Consider the following 16,618-nt stretch of genomic DNA (forward strand, 5'->3'; position numbering starts at 1 on the left):
CTTATCGCGGTGTGGTTATCTTATTATCGTGCAAAACCGGCCACTGGGGCCGGTTTTATATACGACTAGCCTACAAAGGCTAACAATTAGAGTTCGGTGTCAATCACCACCGTCAACTCACGGTCTTTCGCCGTGCTCAGTACGCCACTGCGCCCTTCCCAAGCACCGGTTTTATCGGTCACGTTGCCGCTTGGTGCCAGGCGCGCCTTGATAATCACGTTATCACGACCATTCATGTTGACCTCAGGGCGCATCGCGTCCTTGTTAGACAAAGTCAGCGTGAGCGGGAACGACGGGTTCTCGATGCGCTGGGCCACTAATGGTACATCATCGCCCGCTGCATCCATGGCGTACACAAATAATACCGCAGCCGGATGATACGGCGTGTTAGTGCTGGTATTCACTTCCACTTGGTAACGAGGGCCGGTAATCGGCGCCGGATCGTCTTCTGCTAAACGCTCTTTGGCAAAGTCGACCGAGCGCTCAATCATAGCGTAGCGCGGATTATCCGGTGCCATGCGCTGTAAAATTTGCTCCCAGCGGGCGATGGCGGCGGTTAAATTATTTTGCTGCATGGCCATAAAAGCAAACACCGACCATGCTTCAAGGTTATTCGGATCTTTGGCCAGCGCTTGCTTGATCATGCTCTCGGCGCGCAGCTCTTCACCACTAATGGCTAAGGCTTCTGCATAGGGCACCATCACTTGCTCTGGATCGTCAGTTAAGGTCATAGCTTTCTCGAAGGAATCACGGGCGGTTTCACCGTCACGCATTTCCAACGTTAAGCGACCCAGCAGCAACCAACCCCGAAAGTCATCGCCATCGGTATACAATTTAGTGCGCAGCGCTTGGATCAAGTCCATCATATCTTGCTCGGTTACATCGCCATCTGGCTCAAGCAACACTTTCTGCGTCAGTTCACTTAAACGGCCACTGTTGTGCTGCCATTCAGACACTCGGTCATAAGCACCAAACTGGAAATAACCCAAATAGCCCACTAACACCACTATTACCACCGCCGGCAACCACAAATACATGCCGCGCTTATAGTGCTGAGGCTGTTCGACGACCACATCGTCCAGCAGGCTTTTTTGTAACTCTTGAGTGGCTAATTCGTCCTCTTCCAGTAAGCCTTGCTCGCGATCGTCTTCTAACTCTTGTAAACGCTGCTTATAAAGCTCGGTATTAAGCTGATTACGGCTGTGGCTAGACTCAGCGCGCCCACGGGTGAGCGGCAAGATAATAACCAGCACCAAGGCAAGCGTCAGCAAGGCGCTGCCAATCCAAAATAATATCATATTAATTCTCTTTGTCTTTTTTCAGCAATTCATTCAAGCGCGCTTGTTGCTCCGCACTCAGCGCATTATCGGCTGAATTTTGCGGCTGCTTGCGCGTGCGCCTAATGACAAGAAAAATGCCAAGCAGCATCACTATCACAGGACCAAACCATAAGATCATGGTTGAAGCCATAAAGGGCGGTTTATAGAGAATAAAGTTGCCATAGCGGGCCACCATATAATCGATGACATCTTGCTTGCTGTTGCCTTCGTGTAACATCACATAGGTTTTGTCGCGCAAGTCTTTGGCCAGCTCTGCATCCGAGTCGGCGATGTCTTGATTCTGACATTTAGGGCAACGCAGCTCGCGAGTGAGCTGACGAAACACTTTTTCTTGCTCGGGCGAGCTAAATTCATAGACATCGATCGCGGCCATGGCGGGCGTCACCCACAGGCTCATTAATACGATCAACACAGAGCATAAACGCATGGCTTTACTCCATTTGCTCAAAAATTGGCTTTACCGTCTGTTGCCAGACTCGGTCGTTTAAATCACCCACATGGCGATAACGAATAATGCCTTTACTGTCGATAAGAAAGGTTTCCGGCGCACCGTACACGCCCAAATCCAGCCCTAACATGCCGTCGGGATCATACAAGTCGATGGCATAAGGATTGCCGAGGTTTTTTAACCAGCGCAAAGCCTTAGACCGTTCATCCTTGTAGTTCATGCCGACAATATAAATATCGTCCTGTGCCTGCAGCTCATTTAAGAACTCATGTTCCGCCCGGCAGGTTGGGCACCAAGTGGCCCACACGTTGAGCAGCATAGGCTTGCCGGTAAAAATAGTGCGACTGTATTCTTGAGCAGGGTTTTGCAAGGAGGTCAGTGCAAACTCCGGCACGGGCTGGTCCAGCAATACCGACTCTAATTTTCGAGGGTCGGAAAACAAGCCCTTAAACAAAAACACACAGCCCAGCAAAAAAATGATCAGTGGGATGGATAAAATTAATACCCGGCGATTCATTGCGCCTCCTGCTCTTTTTTACCGGTAATAGTTTTACCGGCAATGCGATAGCGTTTGTCCACGATGGCAATGATGCCACCTATGACCATAAACAAGGTACCGAACCAAATCCAACGAATAAAGGGTTTGTAATACAAACGTACCGCCCAAGAGCCATCGTCTAATTCTTCACCCAATGCTGCGTATAAATCACGGGTAACACCGGCGCTAATGGCCGCTTCTGTCATCGGTATGCGCTGCACTAAATACAGGCGTTTTTCAGGCTTAAGCGGTGGCAGCACTTTGCCGTCTTTGCTGACCGCAATCACCCCTTTAAAACCTTGATAGTTAGCGCCGTCAGCGTGCTTGGTGCCTTCGAAGGTAAAGGTGTAGCCAGAGAAAGTCACACTATCGCCGGTGGCCATACGCACGTCTTTTTCAATGCTATACAGCTGAGTACAGCTGATGCCAATAATGGTCACCGCCATGCCTAAGTGGCCGAGGAACATGGCCCAATGGCTGTTGCCGAGTTTGCGAATACCAGTGCCAAAGCTGTGTCTGTGGGTGGCGCGCACCCAGGTTTCTTGCACACTGGTGATCACAATAAAGGCACCTAAGCTCAACCCGATGGCCGCCCACACTTTAAACTCCTCAGCAAAATACCAAGGCAGTGCCACACCAATGGCGGCCGCAGCCACCAATGCCAACACTAATTTGCCATTGATCTCTTTCATGCTCTGGCGGCGCCAGCGAAACAGCGGTGCCGCACCCATTAACAGGGCAAAGGGAATAATCAGCCAAGCATAAATGCCGTTAAAGAAAGGTGCACCAATGGAGATACTTCCCAAGCCTATTTCTTTGTGGATCAGTGGCAAGATAGTCCCCACCAGCACCACAAACAGACCCGCCATCAGCATGATGTTGTTACCCAGCAACATACTTTCGCGACTGGCTAATTCATGCTTACCGTGGCTCTTAACTTCTGCGCCTTTAATGGCGTACAGCAACAAGGAGCTGCCCACCACCAACATAAAGAAGATTAAGATAAACAAACCGCGGGTGGGATCTGAGGCAAAGGCATGTACCGATACCAAGACACCGGAGCGCACCAAGAAGGTACCGAGCAAGCTCAGTGAGAACGCCATAATGGCCAGCAATACGGTCCAGGCCTTAAAGGTGGCGCGCTTTTCGGTGACTACTAATGAGTGGATCAAGGCGGTGGCCGCCAGCCACGGCATAAAGGAAGCGTTTTCTACCGGATCCCAGAACCACCAGCCGCCCCAGCCTAGTTCGTAATACGCCCACCAAGAGCCCAGTGCGATACCTGCGGTGAGGAAAATCCAGGCCGCCATGGTCCAAGGGCGTGACCAACGGGCCCACGCCGCATCCAATTTACCAGTCATTAATGAAGCAATGGCGAAGGCAAACGCCACCGACAATCCCACGTAACCCATGTACAACATAGGCGGGTGGAAGATTAATCCCGGATCTTGCAGCATGGGGTTTAAGTCACGGCCATCAATCGGGAAAAACGGCAAGGTACGCGCAAAGGGGTTAGAGGTGACAATCACAAACAGCAAGAAGCCAACAGCTATCATGCCCATCACGCTTAACACCCGCGCCACGGCATCCAGCGGCAAGGTGCGACTAAAGCGCGCCACGGCTGCCGCCCAACCAGCGAGGATCAGTACCCACAGCAGTAAGGAGCCTTCGTGGGCCCCCCACACCGCAGAAATACGATATTCCAGCGGTAGTAAGCTGTTGGAGTTAGAGGCCACATAAATAACGCTGAAGTCGTGGTCGATAAACGCCCAGGTTAAGCAGCCAAATGAAAACAGCAAAAAGCCAAACATGGCATAGGCCAAGGGGCGCGCTAGCAACATCATGCTAGCGTTACCGCGAGACGCGCCAATTAGCGGATAAATACTTAGGATTAAGCTCGCGGCCAGCGCGAGTATCATACTAAATTGCCCTAATTCGGGAATAATACCTAGGGTGGAGCTCATGAACGGCTTCCTTTGAGTTGCTCAGGGGAATACTCGGGTTTTACATGCTCAATGCCCTTGAGTGCCTCGGCCAATTCCGGCGGCATGTATTCTTCATCGTGCTTAGCGAGCACTTCAAAAGCGGTAATGGTGCGGGCATCGGCTAAATGCCCCTGCGCCACTATGCCCTGCCCTTCACGAAATAAGTCCGGCAAAATGCCTTCAAACACCACGGTAATCTCTTCACCGCCCGCATCCACCAAATCAAAGCTGACTTTTAAGCTTTCTTGATCGCGGCTCACCGAGCCTGGCACCACCATACCGCCAATACGCAAACGCTGGCCCACTTCGGGTTTAACCTTAGTGTCGCCTTTACCTTGTACCAACTCTGTAGGGGTATAGAACAGGTCGATATTTTGCTGCAGGCCGTACAATATTAATCCGGTCATCAGCGATAACCCCAACACTACTGAAAGCAGCAGTGCCATGCGTTTCTTACGTCTAGGATTCATAACGTATTCTCCAACTTCTGAGCGGCCTTACGACGTTCTGCCCGTTGCTGCTTTTGCTTAACGCCGCGCAGCAGGCTTTTTTTCGTTGCCAAGGTTGACCACACAATTGCAAGCAATATGGCCAAGGTGAAACCAAACGACAGCCACACATAAAAGCCGTAGCCGCCCATGGCCCAAAATGCTGACCAGGTATCAAATTTCATGTTCTTTCTCCGCCAACTGCAGCACCCAAGGCCGATGCGACTCGCGTCGGATCAATTCATTGCGCAGACGCATCAAGGTCACGGCGCCTAAGAAGGCACTGAAGGCCACTATCATCAGCAGTAACGGCCACAGCATATCGTTGGCAATAGAAGGTCGGTCAAATTTAGTGATGCTGGCCCCTTGGTGCAGCGTGTTCCACCATTCTACCGAATAGTGAATAATGGGTAAGTTAATCACCCCCACCAGCGCCAAAATGCCTGCCGCCCGCCCCGCCAATACTTTATCGGAAATGGCGTTATATAAGGCAATCACGCCTAAATATAAAAATAACAAGATAAGCTCAGAGGTTAAGCGTGCGTCCCACACCCACCAAGCGCCCCACATAGGCTTCCCCCAAGCGGCACCGGTAAACAAGGCAATGGCGGTAAACACCGCACCCACGGGCGCGATGGCAGCCACCGCCATATCCGAAGTTTTGATCTGCCATACCAAGCCCACAAAGGCGGCAATGGCCATGGACGAATAAGCGCCCATCGACAAAATAGCAGCAGGCACGTGAATGTAGATAATGCGAAAGGCATCGCCTTGCTGATAATCCGCCGGCGCATAGGCCAAGCCCCACACCAAACCGACGGCGAATGTCACCACACTGAGCGCGGCAAACCATGGTAGCCATAACCCTGCGAGCCGATAAGCCTGCTCGGGTTTAGCGTAAGGATGTAACCATTTCCACATAGTGCTCACAGACCCTATTTAGTATTAGTTATTGTTCACAGACTTATGCCGTTAACACAGTTTGCGCCTGTTAGGCACTTGCACACATCGGCACTTGTAAATTTAGGCACTTGTACACATCGGCATAAGATATCGTATATTGGCCAGGCAAAACACCTCAACCCAGCCTAGTTAACGCTCACTCTCAAGGCAGAGGCGATGGCAAATGGCGCCAAGGTAATACTGCCCACTAACATGGCGGCTAAAATTGCCAATTGTCCGTCATAAGGCACTCCAAAATTTGCCGCATCTATGGCCGAAGTGGCAAAAATCAACACCGGAATATACAGCGGGAGCGTCAATAAACTCAACAATACCCCGCCCTTACCAATGCCAACTGTCAGTGCCACGCCGATGGCGCCCAGCAAGCTTAAGATCGGCGTGCCCAGCAACAGCGTCCAAAATACCGCCTTAAAAGCCACCATATCTAGGCTCAGTAATACCGCCACCAAGGGCGATAACAGCAACAAGGGTAAACCGGTTAAAAACCAGTGCGCCACCACTTTAGCCAACACCAATACGGGTAAAGGACAGGGCATCAGCATTAATTGTTCCAAAGTACCGTCTAAAAAGTCATCTCTAAATAAGCGCTCCAGCGCTAGTAACGACGATAACAGCGCCGCCACCCACACAATTCCCGGCGCAATACGCGCTAATTGCGCAGGCTCAGGGCCAATCCCGAGTGGGAACAAGGTGATGACGATAATGAAAAACCACAACGGGTTTAAGATATCCGCGCGCCGGCGCAAGGCCGATGTTAACTCTCGGCGGAGCACGCCGCTAAACATGGCTCTCATGCGGGCTCCTCTTCATGGGGTGTCATCTGCAAGATACGGGCACGCTGTGCCGACAAAGACAAGTCTTGATGGGTAGTGATCAGCACCATGCCGCCCGCGGCGGTATGATCCAACAGCAATTGCTCAAGCACCTTAACCCCTTGTTTATCGATGGCGGTAAAAGGCTCATCTAGGATCCATAACTTAGGGCCACCCAGCCACAATCTTGCCAAGGCTACGCGGCGCTTTTGCCCCGCCGACAGCTGGCCCGCGGTTTGGTCTTCCAGACCCGCTAAGCCCACTTGCGCCAATACATCCCACAAATTAGCGTCACTTTGGCTGTGGTGCATGCGCTGAAAGAACGCCAAGTTTTCCAGTGCGGTAAGCTCATGCTTAATGCCCGCTTGGTGACCTAAATAGAGCAAGTCTTGGTGATACTCGTCTCTATATTGCTCTATGTTGTTGCCCTGCCAATAAACCTCACCACCATAAGGGCGCGACAAACCCGCCAGCAACCGCAATAAGCTGGTTTTACCTACCCCATTTGGGCCCGCCACCTGCACCAGATCGCCTGGGGCCAAGCTCAGTGATAGCTCGCTGAACAGAGTATGCTCCTCACGGACACAGGTTAAGCTTCTAGCTTCTAGCATAATTGACAACCATTCGTAGCAACCGTCTGTGACAACCTTCGCCAGCAACAACATAGACCATTAAAAATGGCCGCCAGTTTAGCACAGAGCACTGATATATGCAGAAAGAAACCATGTGATAAAGCAGGAAGCGTGATACCGATAACCTTGTTAATACATTGATCTTACGACTGTTGAATGCTTTAAAACCGCCCAGCTATGCAGGTCCGGTGAAGTCCTCTTTATCAAAGAGACGGCTGGGCTACAAGGTTTGGTGTCTTTTGTAGGAGCCGTGTTGTAGGTAAAGAATATGAGGCACGGTTTTATATTTTGGTTTAAAAAATCCTGCTGCGCAGGACCGCCGAATAAATTGGCGGCTACAAGGTACGATTCTTTTGTAGGAGCCAATTTATTCGGCTCGGTTTTGTTTTGGTTTTGAGATTTAAAATCCATCCAGCTGCGCAGGCCCCCAAAAACAAAACACCGAGCACTAGGCTCGGTGTTGATGCTATTTTTAGCTGGGTACCTGGCGCTATCAGCTGTTTTTGAACTATTGCCGGTGCAAGGTAATCAGCAGTTCTGCTTCGGCTCGGGGCATTTCGCACTCGGCCATGATTTCATCGATATCTGCGCCCAGTTGCACCATGCGCGTGGCGCGACTGTACAACTTACCTTGTGGATCTTTGAGCGCTAACTCTTGCTGTTGTTCGCTGAGTTTATCTTGCTGGCGATACAACTCACCCATTTTATTACCCATGCCGATGTTTGCCGCCTGCAATTCTTCTATTTGCTTGCGATAACTTTCTCGGGTGCGAGTGAGCTCGCGCATTAGCCGACTCATGGCCTCCAGCTTACGCTGACTTTGACGCCACATTGACCAGGCCACAAACAAGGCGACAATGCCGACCACTAAGGCCAGCGCCGCCAGAATAAAAGCAGGCTCAAACCACATTACAGTTGTCCCAACTCGTCCCATTCGTCATCAGACAATAATTTGTCTAAGTCGACTAAGATCAACAGTTGATCGTCACGGTTGCACACGCCTTGAATAAACTTGGCGCTTTCGCTGGTGCCCACGTTAGGTGCGGTTTCAATTTCTGATGACTTTAAGTACACCACCTCAGCCACGCTATCGACCATAATGCCGATCACTTGTTTTTCCGCTTCGATGATAACGATCCGCGTATTGTCGCTGACCTCGGTCGTGGGCAGGCCAAAGCGCAAACGGGTATCCAGTACCGTTACTACGTTGCCACGCAGGTTAACGATGCCCAGCACATAGTTAGGGGCACCCGGCACCGGCGCTATGTCGCTGTAACGCAGCACTTCTTGTACCTGCATTACGTTAATACCATAGGTCTCATTGTCTAAACAGAAGGTGACCCACTGCAATACTTCATCATCGCTAAGACTTTCAGCTACATTACGATTCTTGTTCATAGATTACCCTTATGCTTAGCTCAGACCTGTTGTCCGTCAATATTCTTACCCTGCTCCAGTAGCGCAATCAAGGCGTCTACATGCAGTAAGGCACACATTTTTTCTTTTACCATGCCCGCCAACCAAGGTCGAGCACCGGGTGTCGCCCGCCATTTTACCTGATCTCGGGTTAATAGCGCCGTGCCTTCCAACTGATGACAACCCAAACCCCATCGGCTCTCGCCCAGTGTCACCAGGTATGCGTATTCTTCTTTAGCGGTATGGCCGGGCATGGCCCAGCGCGCCGTGTCTACCGCATAAATTTGGCGATCTCGCTCGGTTTGTACCCCCGCAAACCAGTGTGGCTTACCAAACAAGCTGGTCAGTTTAGACACTTGATAAATACCGCCCAAATAGGTGAGCGGTACGGCAAAGGTCATGCCCGCCACTTCAAAGAACAGCACTTGGAAGCTGTGCTCTGTGTCCATATTACGCCAAGCGGCGTCTTGGGCGGCCAATGCCAGCTCCGCGGCTAACTTGGCTTCCAGTTCAAGATCAACCGCGACCTCAGGCGCAATGATGGTCGGCGCAGCTATTGGTTTAGCTAACGACTCAATTAAGAGCTCAACCTTAGGCTCCGGCTCCACTATTAGCAACGGCTCTTCGACTAGCGACTCTGGTTTAGCTAAGGGCGCTGGTTCAGCTAACGGCTCTGGCAATACTTGTAGTTGCGTAAGTGGTTGCGTGAGTGTTGGCATCTCTAGGGTACAGGCAGCCGTCTCTTCTTCTTTAAGCTCGGCTACCTGTGCTAACAAGGCTTCTAATGCTAAGCGACGCTCAGCCTCTGTCGGTTCTGCATAAGGCAAAACAGACGCGGGGGCGGCTGTTGCTTGAGGTTCAAGTGCTAAAGCCGGCTTAAGCTCAGGCTCAAACTCGGGCACAAGCGCCACCGCTGGGCTGGAGTGCTCATCCAACCTTGTGTCCTCATCCAACAGGGCACCAAAATAATCTTCCAGTACATCGGCATAAGACTGTTTCATAAGGCCGTCTCCACCCCATCAAGCTGCCACAAATAGCGTAGCAAGCCTTGATAAGCGAACACACCCCGACTGCCTTTTACGTAATAAGAAGGCGGCTCATGGCGCAAGCTGGCATCACGAAACTTGGTGTCCACCGGAATACAAGACGGCCACAAGTTACCCTCATAATCCTGCTGTAAGCTTTCCAAACTGTGTACCGAGGCCTTAGTTCTTTGGTCGAACATGGTCGGCACCACCGTATATTTAAAGCCCTCTTTCTTGGCTCTGTGCATCAGCTTAAAGGTGCTAACCATGCGCTCTAATCCTTTAAGCGCTAAAAATTCGGTTTGTACCGGCACCACAATGCGGTCACAGGCGGCCAACGCATTGACCATCATTACGCCCAATACCGGCGGGCAGTCGATGATCACCACATCAAAATCATCTTTTATTTCCGCCAATAAGCGCTTTAGCACCAGCCCCATGCCCTCGCGGGTGCTGGAGGTGCGCTCAAGCGTGGCCAGCGAGATAGAAGCCGGTAATAAGGTTAAGCCATCAAAGCGGGTGACTAAAGCCACCTTAGAAAACAGCTCCCGAGTCGGCCTCGGCGCTTGAAATAAATCGAACAGGCTATAAGGCAGGCTGTCCATTTCATAGTTAAAATAAGAGGTCAGTGAGCCGTGCGGATCTGTGTCGATAAGCAACACCCGTTTATTGCGCTGCGCCAGCAAACCGGCCAACGCCACCACGCTTGTGGTCTTGCCAACGCCACCTTTTTGATTTGCTACTGTCCAGACAATCACTGTGTTATCCCATCTTGTGTCGCACTAGTACCGATACGAATACCACCATTAGGTAACTCATATACTCTAAGCTCTGATTTTTGGCCTGAACCTTGACCAGAGCCCTGTTCAGCACTCGGCTCTGTGCCCAAAGGTCGAGATGGCAAGGCCGTGGGCGCAAGCCATGTTTGCTTAGAAATCGCAATTTCTACGCGTCTGTTGTTTGCTCGATTTGAGTTAGTAAGAGCCTCATCGAGTAATTGGCTTTGTTGCGGCCGAAATTCCCCAAACGCCTCCAAGCTTAAACGCGGGGCGGCGATGCCGTGACGCTGCAACCATTCCAGCACGGCGCGTGCCCGCTCGGCAGAGAGCTGCCAATTAGAGGCATATAACTCATTGCTGACCGGCAGATTGTCCGCATAGCCGCGCACCCGAATAAAATGACTCACCTCAGCCAAGACCGGCAAAGCGGCGTTTAAAATGATGTCCGCATTGCCACTGAGCAGCGCACTGCCACTGGCAAACACTAAACGACCATCAAAGCTTAAGGTCAGCCAGTCGCCCTCTTGCTCTAAAGCCAGCATATTCTTCTCAAGCAAAGGTCCCAGCCTTAACTCCAGCTGTGCCTTGACGCTGGCCAAGCTGATGTCCTCTGCCGTTAACGGATTACCGGTGCCTTGTGCCTCTAATTCATCGGTGTTACTGATCATGGAATTGGCCGCGTGCGCCGGTTTGGTTTCACCGCTTAAGCGCACAAAGGCTTGCTCCATGCCATCGAGCAGAGGTTGTTGTAATTCGGTTTTATTGGCATGCAGCGCATACAAGACCACAAATAACGCAAAGGCCAAGGTCATGTAATCCGCATAAGACACCAACCAGCGATCCGCACCCGTGGCGTAATGGCCGCCCCCCGCGCGCGTGGCCAGCGAGCGACGCCTCATTGGCGCTGCCCTTGATACTGCGCCAACTGGCGGCTCACGCTCAAGCTGCTCTCGCCGCGCGCAATGGCCAATAAGCCAATGGCGGTCAGCTCCCGATAACGCAACTCTAAGCGATATACCGAGCGCAAGCGGTTCGCCAACGGCAACAGCAATAAGTTAGCCAAGCCCACGCCATATAAGGTGGCCACAAAAGCCACCGCTATACCAGTACCCAACTGGCTTGGGTCATCTAAGTTCGACATGGCTTGGATCAAGCCCAACACGGCACCAATAATGCCAATGGTGGGGCTATAGCCGCCCATGGCTTCATAGACTTGGGCTTCTAACTCTTTTTGTTCTTCGATGCGACTGAGCTCGTTATCCAGTAACTGTTCTAATGCTTGGGGCTCGGTGCCGTCCACCACCCATTGCAAGCCTTGGCGGGTAAACTCATCAATCGTCGCCGACTCCGCTTTCGACTCCAGAGCTAAAAAGCCTTCTTGGCGGGCCTGGTGGGACCAATGCAAAAGCCGCGAGGCTTGCTCATAAAAAGGCCATGGCTTGGTGTTAAATAAGCCTTTCAAAGCCAGCACCGCCGCCTTGCATTGCGGCCAGGGCGTTTGCAGTAACACGGCGCCTAAGGTGCCGCCCAACACAATCAATAACGCGGGCCCATCCAGCAGCCCCCATAAATTGCCCCCGTGCCACCATTGCGCCACCACAATAGAAATCAGCGCCAGTGCCAGCCCGGAAAACGCCATGTTAGCTGCTCATCTCATTAAGAATGGCTTCACCAATCAGCGGTAACGGCAGCGACTCAGACGCCAAGCCCGCTTTAACGACGGCTTGTGGCATGCCGTACACCACGCAGGTTTCTTCGTCTTGGGCCCAAATGCTGGCACCTTGATCTTTTAACAGTCGTGCACCTTCACGCCCGTCCGCCCCCATGCCGGTTAACACCACCGCCAGCACCTTGCCGCCATAAATTTTGGCCGCAGAGGCAAAGGTAATATCCACACAAGGTTTGTAATTCACCTTGTCGTTGCCATCGATAATGCGCAGCCGCGCCGCACCGGGCCGCCCTTCCAGTAACATTTGTCGGCCACCGGGTGCTAAATACGCGCAGCCTGGGCGCAGCGCATCGCCGTCTTCGGCTTCTTTTACCGTTATCTGACACAAGGTATTTAAGCGTGCGGCAAAGGCGGTGGTGAAGGTACCCGGCATATGCTGGATTAACAGGATTGGATGAGGGAAATTAGCCGGCAAGGCAGTCAGCACTTTTTGTAGCGCTACCGGCCCGCCGGTAGAAGTACCGATAGCCAGCAATTGATAACTTTTTCCGGTGCGCCTAGGCACCGTTTTACGCTCAATCGGCGCAGCTCCACCTACCACCGCAGGCGCACTGGCGGCACTGCTAGCAAGCGTGCTGCGAGTAAGTGTGCTGCCTGCAGTACGACCACTGGTAGCAAGTGCACTGCCCATGCGGGGTCTAGCCGCCGAGGCCAATGTTGAGCCAGTCGCGCGGGCAGCTGGCGCGGTACTGGTGGTCGCTCTAGCCTCAACTCTGGGCGCGATAAAACTGCGCCGACGAGCAATGGCTTTCACTCTTTGCTGCAGTAATAACATGGCTTCTTCTTTGCTGCGCGCAATATCTTCAAAACGTTTAGGCAAAAAATCCATGGCACCGGCGTCCAGCGCATCCAGCGTGGCTTGGGCGCCATCATGGGTGAGCGATGAAAACATCAACACCGGCGTAGGTGTGGTTTTCATAATTTCACGCACCGCACTAATGCCATCCATTACCGGCATTTCAATGTCCATGGTGATCACATCAAAGCGTCCGGTGCGGGCTTTTTCAACGGCTTCTAGACCATTAACGGCCGTGTCCACCACGGTGAGCATGGGATCTTGTTCTAAAATCTCACTGACACGACGGCGAAAAAAACTTGAATCATCAACCACTAACACCCGAATAGCCATTCATACCTCATGCTTGTTTTTATTATTTAGACGTAGCGCCGTGCGTAAGCTTTGATAAGGCCTGCGAGATCTAAAATCAGGGCAATGCCACCGTCACTGGTAATGGTGGCACCCGCCATGCCTGGCGTGCCGTGCAACAGTCGGTCCAGCGGCTTGATCACCACTTCTTCTTGGCCAATCAAACCGTCGACCACAAAACCTACCTGCTGATTACCCACGGCGACGATCACCACATGTCCGCGTTCTTGACGCGCACGGCGTTCGCCTTTTAATAGCCAGTCTTGTAAGTAAAACAAGGGTATGGCGTGGTTACGCACCACTATCGTCAACTGGCCGTCTACCATGCTGGTGCGGGTTAAGTCGAGGTGGAAAATTTCATCGACGTTGGTTAACGGCAAAGCAAAGGTTTGCTGGCCAACTAATACCATCAGCGTCGGTAAAATGGCCAAGGTCAGCGGCACTTTAATTTGTAACCTGGTGCCTTTACCCAGTGTCGAGTCGATATAAATAGAGCCATTCACCGAGGTAATACCGGTTTTTACTACGTCCATGCCCACGCCACGGCCGGACACATCGGTGATTTCGACCTTGGTCGAAAACCCGGGTGCAAAAATCAGGTTATAGGCTTCGTTGTCGGTCATGCGCGCGGCGGCATCTGCATCTAAAATACCGCGATTAATGGCGATGCTCTTCAGCTTTTCCGGATCCATACCGGCACCGTCATCTTCGATACCCAGTAAGATATGGTCGCCTTCTTGAGACGCAGTTAAGCGAATGGTCCCCATGCGCGGCTTACCGGCCGCCTCACGCACCTCGGGCATTTCAATGCCGTGGTCGCAAGAATTTCGCACCAAGTGCACCAAAGGATCCGCCAGTGCTTCCACTAGGTTCTTATCCAAGTCCGTGTCTTCGCCGACCATTTCCAGATTAATTTCTTTGTTCATGGTGCGGGCTATATCACGCACCACCCGCGAGAAACGACCAAACACTTTCTTGATGGGCTGCATGCGGGTTTTCATTACCGCGCCCTGCAAATCGCCGGTTACCGAGTCCAGATTGGCCACGGTTTTGGAAATATTTTCATCATCATGATTGGCTTCTAAGCTCAGCAGGCGGTTGCGCACCAATACCAGCTCTCCCACCATATTCATGATTTTATCCAGTATTTTGGTGTCTACCCGCACCGTGGTCTCAGGAGCTGAGCTGTGCGCGGGCGCTGCCTTAGCGGCTGGTTTTTCTTGCGGCTTAGCTGCAGCGCTAACCGCAGGTGCGGCGATCTGAGCTGGCGCGCTGGCCTGCGGCTCAGCAGGCTTCACATTTTCATCCGCCGTAAAGGTCGGACCTTTGCCAGAGCCGTGCAATTGATCCAGCAGGGCTTCAAACTCATCGTCATCTATCATGCCGTCGGTGGCGGCTGGGCTTGTTTGCGACGGCGCTTGAGTTGAAAGTGCGGCGGCGGGCTCATTCGCTTCAGAGGCTGGAATACCGCTGTGTTTACCAGCACCGTGCAACTGATCTAATAGTGCTTCAAATTCATCGTCGCTAATGTCGTCCGTGCCATTGAGGTCGATTACTGGCGCGGTACTCGGGCTGGCTGGCTGAGGAGTCGGGTCCAGCTCATTTAACATTTTCTGGTACTGAGCTTGGTCGAGACCGGCAATGCCCTCCGCTGGCTCAGCGGCAGCTGCTTGTTTTGAAACCAATTGTTCTGAAACTAATTGCTCTGCAACCACAGGAGCGGCCACTTCATCGGCGCTGGCCGGTCGGCAATAACGCTCCAGCTCGTCGAGTAATTCAGGCTCGGCGGGCGTCAGCTCTTCGCTGTTTTGCAGTTCGCTAAACATGAGATTGACCGCATCCAAGGCGCGCAAAATCACGTCCATCAGTTCAGACGTCACCTGGCGCTGACCGTTGCGCAAAATGTCGAACACGTTCTCGGCTTTGTGGCAGGTATCTACAAGCGCCGTCAGCGACATAAATCCGGCACCACCTTTAACGGTATGAAAGCCGCGAAAAATCGCATTCAGCAAGTCTTTATCATCGGGTTGGCGCTCTAGTGTCACCAATTGCTCAGACAGTTGTTCTAGAATTTCTGATGCTTCAACCAGAAAGTCCTGAAGAATATCCTCGTCTACCTCAAAGCCCATGTTCTCTCCTTAGAATCCCAAACTGGATAGCAAATCGTCAACGCCGTCCTGATCTGAGACCACATCATCACGATGTTCTTTATTCATAATTGGACCTTCGGCAATAATGTCCGCCACTTGGGCTTTTTTAGGCTCAGGCTGAACATCTTCCATACCGGGCAAGCGGCCAAACACCTTTAAAATAGCCACTAACTTGGCTTCCACTTCTTGGACCAAGTTAATCACGCGCCGGATCATCTGACCGGTTAAGTCTTGATAATCTTGAGCCATCAAAATTTCGGTGAGCAATTCTTTTAACTGACCTGCGTCTTTTTCCGAGCTCACTAAGAAACCATCGAGTTCAAAACACAAATCTTTAAATTTATTGAGCTCTAACTGACGCCCCATTAAATCGCGCCAGCCCGGCATTACACTGCCAACATTATGACTTAAGCGATCGGCAATCGGCAGGCTAGCCTCTACCGCATCCATGGTGCGGTTCGCGGCTTTATCCGTCATATCGATAACGTAACTTAAGCGCTCGCGGGCATCGGGTATTTCACTTTCTGCCAGCTCTGGCAAGCGCGGGTCGTTACGGAACTCTTGTAATGAGTCATGTAATTGACGCGTTAACTGCCCTACTTGCTCTACCAAGTCTTTGGCTTGGGGCATACACACGCTGGTGAGATAGCGATCGGCGCCGTCTTGATCGCCCCGCTCTAACATAGCGACTAAAATGCGCGCTTGTTCTAGGCTGACCGTACTTTTATTGAGTGCCATCTAGCTGCCTTTTTTATCCGATGCGCTCGAAAACCTTCTCGAGTTTCTCTTTCAGAGTGCCAGCGGTAAAAGGCTTAACCACATAGCCATTTACCCCCGCTTGGGCGGCAGCAATAATTTGCTCACGCTTGGCTTCTGCTGTCACCATTAATACCGGCATGTGCTTGAGCTTCTCGTCGGCACGAATGGCTTTCAATAGATCGATGCCTTGCATACCCGGCATATTCCAGTCGGTCACCACAAAGTCAAAATCACTATTTTTAAGCATGGGTAACGCTGTAAGGCCATCATCCGCTTCAAAGGTGTTATTAAACCCAAGGTCGCGTAATAGGTTTTTAATAATCCGACGCATCGTAGAAAAATCATCCACGATCAAGATTTTCATATTTTTGTCCAAGCAATTTCTCCTTCTTCAGCTACTTTAAGTG

General features: G+C 51.8%; 19 protein-coding genes. All 19 read right to left on the reverse strand.

Annotation, left to right across the window (positions count from 1 at the left end; translation table 11 throughout):
* Positions 1-86: 86 nt before the first annotated feature.
* Positions 87-1,298 carry a c-type cytochrome biogenesis protein CcmI gene (ccmI, locus tag R0134_RS10130; RefSeq protein ID WP_319781797.1) on the reverse strand — a complete coding sequence of 404 codons (1,212 nt, stop codon included), beginning with the start codon at positions 1,296-1,298 and terminating at the stop codon, positions 87-89.
* 1 nt (position 1,299) lies between these two features.
* The gene (locus R0134_RS10135) at positions 1,300-1,767 is read right to left on the reverse strand and encodes a cytochrome c-type biogenesis protein (protein WP_319781798.1); all 468 of its coding nucleotides are present in this window, start codon (positions 1,765-1,767) and stop codon (positions 1,300-1,302) included.
* A gap of 4 nt (positions 1,768-1,771) precedes the next feature.
* Positions 1,772-2,305: a DsbE family thiol:disulfide interchange protein gene (locus tag R0134_RS10140; protein ID WP_319781799.1), complete on the reverse strand. Its 534-nt coding sequence runs from the start codon at positions 2,303-2,305 to the stop codon at positions 1,772-1,774.
* Positions 2,302-4,272 (reverse strand): heme lyase CcmF/NrfE family subunit, encoded by a 1,971-nt coding sequence (locus R0134_RS10145; protein WP_319784348.1) that lies wholly within the window; start codon positions 4,270-4,272, stop codon positions 2,302-2,304. The genes R0134_RS10140 and R0134_RS10145 overlap by 4 nt, the downstream gene beginning before the upstream one ends.
* Before the next feature lie 14 nt (positions 4,273-4,286).
* A complete protein-coding gene (ccmE, locus tag R0134_RS10150) occupies positions 4,287-4,781 on the reverse strand; it encodes a cytochrome c maturation protein CcmE (protein ID WP_319781800.1) in 495 nt (164 codons plus the stop codon).
* Positions 4,778-4,984: a heme exporter protein CcmD gene (ccmD, locus tag R0134_RS10155; RefSeq protein ID WP_087037923.1), complete on the reverse strand. Its 207-nt coding sequence runs from the start codon at positions 4,982-4,984 to the stop codon at positions 4,778-4,780. Before ccmD ends, ccmE begins: the two co-directional genes overlap by 4 nt.
* Positions 4,974-5,720: a heme ABC transporter permease gene (locus R0134_RS10160; protein ID WP_087037921.1), complete on the reverse strand. Its 747-nt coding sequence runs from the start codon at positions 5,718-5,720 to the stop codon at positions 4,974-4,976. Before R0134_RS10160 ends, ccmD begins: the two co-directional genes overlap by 11 nt.
* 167 nt (positions 5,721-5,887) lie before the next feature.
* Positions 5,888-6,556, reverse strand: a complete 669-nt coding sequence (gene ccmB, locus R0134_RS10165; RefSeq protein WP_319781803.1) for a heme exporter protein CcmB — start codon at positions 6,554-6,556, stop codon at positions 5,888-5,890.
* On the reverse strand, positions 6,553-7,188 hold the full coding sequence (gene ccmA, locus R0134_RS10170) for a cytochrome c biogenesis heme-transporting ATPase CcmA (protein WP_319784349.1): 636 nt from the start codon (positions 7,186-7,188) through the stop codon (positions 6,553-6,555). Before ccmA ends, ccmB begins: the two co-directional genes overlap by 4 nt.
* A 526-nt stretch (positions 7,189-7,714) precedes the next feature.
* Positions 7,715-8,116, reverse strand: a complete 402-nt coding sequence (locus R0134_RS10175) for a DUF2802 domain-containing protein (RefSeq protein ID WP_319781804.1) — start codon at positions 8,114-8,116, stop codon at positions 7,715-7,717.
* Complete coding sequence (locus tag R0134_RS10180; protein WP_087037913.1) at positions 8,116-8,604, reverse strand: chemotaxis protein CheW; 489 nt, start codon at positions 8,602-8,604, stop codon at positions 8,116-8,118. Before R0134_RS10180 ends, R0134_RS10175 begins: the two co-directional genes overlap by 1 nt.
* 20 nt (positions 8,605-8,624) lie before the next feature.
* Positions 8,625-9,623: a chemotaxis protein CheW gene (locus tag R0134_RS10185; protein WP_319781806.1), complete on the reverse strand. Its 999-nt coding sequence runs from the start codon at positions 9,621-9,623 to the stop codon at positions 8,625-8,627.
* Positions 9,620-10,405 carry a ParA family protein gene (locus R0134_RS10190; protein WP_319781807.1) on the reverse strand — a complete coding sequence of 262 codons (786 nt, stop codon included), beginning with the start codon at positions 10,403-10,405 and terminating at the stop codon, positions 9,620-9,622. The genes R0134_RS10185 and R0134_RS10190 overlap by 4 nt, the downstream gene beginning before the upstream one ends.
* Entirely contained in the window at positions 10,402-11,325 is a 924-nt protein-coding gene (locus R0134_RS10195; RefSeq protein ID WP_319781809.1) for an OmpA family protein, read from the reverse strand. The genes R0134_RS10190 and R0134_RS10195 overlap by 4 nt, the downstream gene beginning before the upstream one ends.
* Positions 11,322-12,065, reverse strand: coding sequence for a flagellar motor protein (locus R0134_RS10200; RefSeq protein WP_319781810.1), 744 nt, complete (start codon positions 12,063-12,065; stop codon positions 11,322-11,324). Before R0134_RS10200 ends, R0134_RS10195 begins: the two co-directional genes overlap by 4 nt.
* A gap of 1 nt (position 12,066) precedes the next feature.
* On the reverse strand, positions 12,067-13,284 hold the full coding sequence (locus R0134_RS10205; RefSeq protein ID WP_319781811.1) for a chemotaxis response regulator protein-glutamate methylesterase: 1,218 nt from the start codon (positions 13,282-13,284) through the stop codon (positions 12,067-12,069).
* Between the two features lie 26 nt (positions 13,285-13,310).
* Positions 13,311-15,431: a chemotaxis protein CheA gene (locus R0134_RS10210; protein WP_319781812.1), complete on the reverse strand. Its 2,121-nt coding sequence runs from the start codon at positions 15,429-15,431 to the stop codon at positions 13,311-13,313.
* Positions 15,432-15,440: 9 nt separating this feature from the next.
* Complete coding sequence (locus R0134_RS10215; protein ID WP_319781813.1) at positions 15,441-16,190, reverse strand: protein phosphatase CheZ; 750 nt, start codon at positions 16,188-16,190, stop codon at positions 15,441-15,443.
* A gap of 13 nt (positions 16,191-16,203) precedes the next feature.
* Positions 16,204-16,587, reverse strand: a complete 384-nt coding sequence (gene cheY / locus R0134_RS10220; protein ID WP_087037896.1) for a chemotaxis response regulator CheY — start codon at positions 16,585-16,587, stop codon at positions 16,204-16,206.
* Between the last annotated feature and the right edge of the window lie 31 nt (positions 16,588-16,618).

The sequence above is a fragment of the Oceanisphaera sp. IT1-181 genome, from assembly GCF_033807535.1.
In the GTDB taxonomy this organism is placed as follows: Bacteria; Pseudomonadota; Gammaproteobacteria; order Enterobacterales; family Aeromonadaceae; genus Oceanimonas.

What these genes read in the sequence shown, in the direction of transcription:
- R0134_RS10185 (WP_319781806.1), bottom strand. Translation starts at nt 9,623, where the DNA reads ATGAAACAGTCTTATGCCGATGTACTGGAAGATTATTTTGGTGCCCTG.
- R0134_RS10180 (WP_087037913.1), bottom strand. Translation starts at nt 8,604, where the DNA reads ATGAACAAGAATCGTAATGTAGCTGAAAGTCTTAGCGATGATGAAGTA.
- ccmI (WP_319781797.1), bottom strand. Translation starts at nt 1,298, where the DNA reads ATGATATTATTTTGGATTGGCAGCGCCTTGCTGACGCTTGCCTTGGTG.
- R0134_RS10205 (WP_319781811.1), bottom strand. Translation starts at nt 13,284, where the DNA reads ATGGCTATTCGGGTGTTAGTGGTTGATGATTCAAGTTTTTTTCGCCGT.
- ccmD (WP_087037923.1), bottom strand. Translation starts at nt 4,984, where the DNA reads ATGAAATTTGATACCTGGTCAGCATTTTGGGCCATGGGCGGCTACGGC.
- R0134_RS10135 (WP_319781798.1), bottom strand. Translation starts at nt 1,767, where the DNA reads ATGCGTTTATGCTCTGTGTTGATCGTATTAATGAGCCTGTGGGTGACG.
- ccmB (WP_319781803.1), bottom strand. Translation starts at nt 6,556, where the DNA reads ATGAGAGCCATGTTTAGCGGCGTGCTCCGCCGAGAGTTAACATCGGCC.
- R0134_RS10195 (WP_319781809.1), bottom strand. Translation starts at nt 11,325, where the DNA reads ATGAGGCGTCGCTCGCTGGCCACGCGCGCGGGGGGCGGCCATTACGCC.
- R0134_RS10215 (WP_319781813.1), bottom strand. Translation starts at nt 16,190, where the DNA reads ATGGCACTCAATAAAAGTACGGTCAGCCTAGAACAAGCGCGCATTTTA.
- R0134_RS10140 (WP_319781799.1), bottom strand. Translation starts at nt 2,305, where the DNA reads ATGAATCGCCGGGTATTAATTTTATCCATCCCACTGATCATTTTTTTG.
- ccmE (WP_319781800.1), bottom strand. Translation starts at nt 4,781, where the DNA reads ATGAATCCTAGACGTAAGAAACGCATGGCACTGCTGCTTTCAGTAGTG.
- R0134_RS10210 (WP_319781812.1), bottom strand. Translation starts at nt 15,431, where the DNA reads ATGGGCTTTGAGGTAGACGAGGATATTCTTCAGGACTTTCTGGTTGAA.
- R0134_RS10160 (WP_087037921.1), bottom strand. Translation starts at nt 5,720, where the DNA reads ATGTGGAAATGGTTACATCCTTACGCTAAACCCGAGCAGGCTTATCGG.
- R0134_RS10200 (WP_319781810.1), bottom strand. Translation starts at nt 12,065, where the DNA reads ATGGCGTTTTCCGGGCTGGCACTGGCGCTGATTTCTATTGTGGTGGCG.
- R0134_RS10175 (WP_319781804.1), bottom strand. Translation starts at nt 8,116, where the DNA reads ATGTGGTTTGAGCCTGCTTTTATTCTGGCGGCGCTGGCCTTAGTGGTC.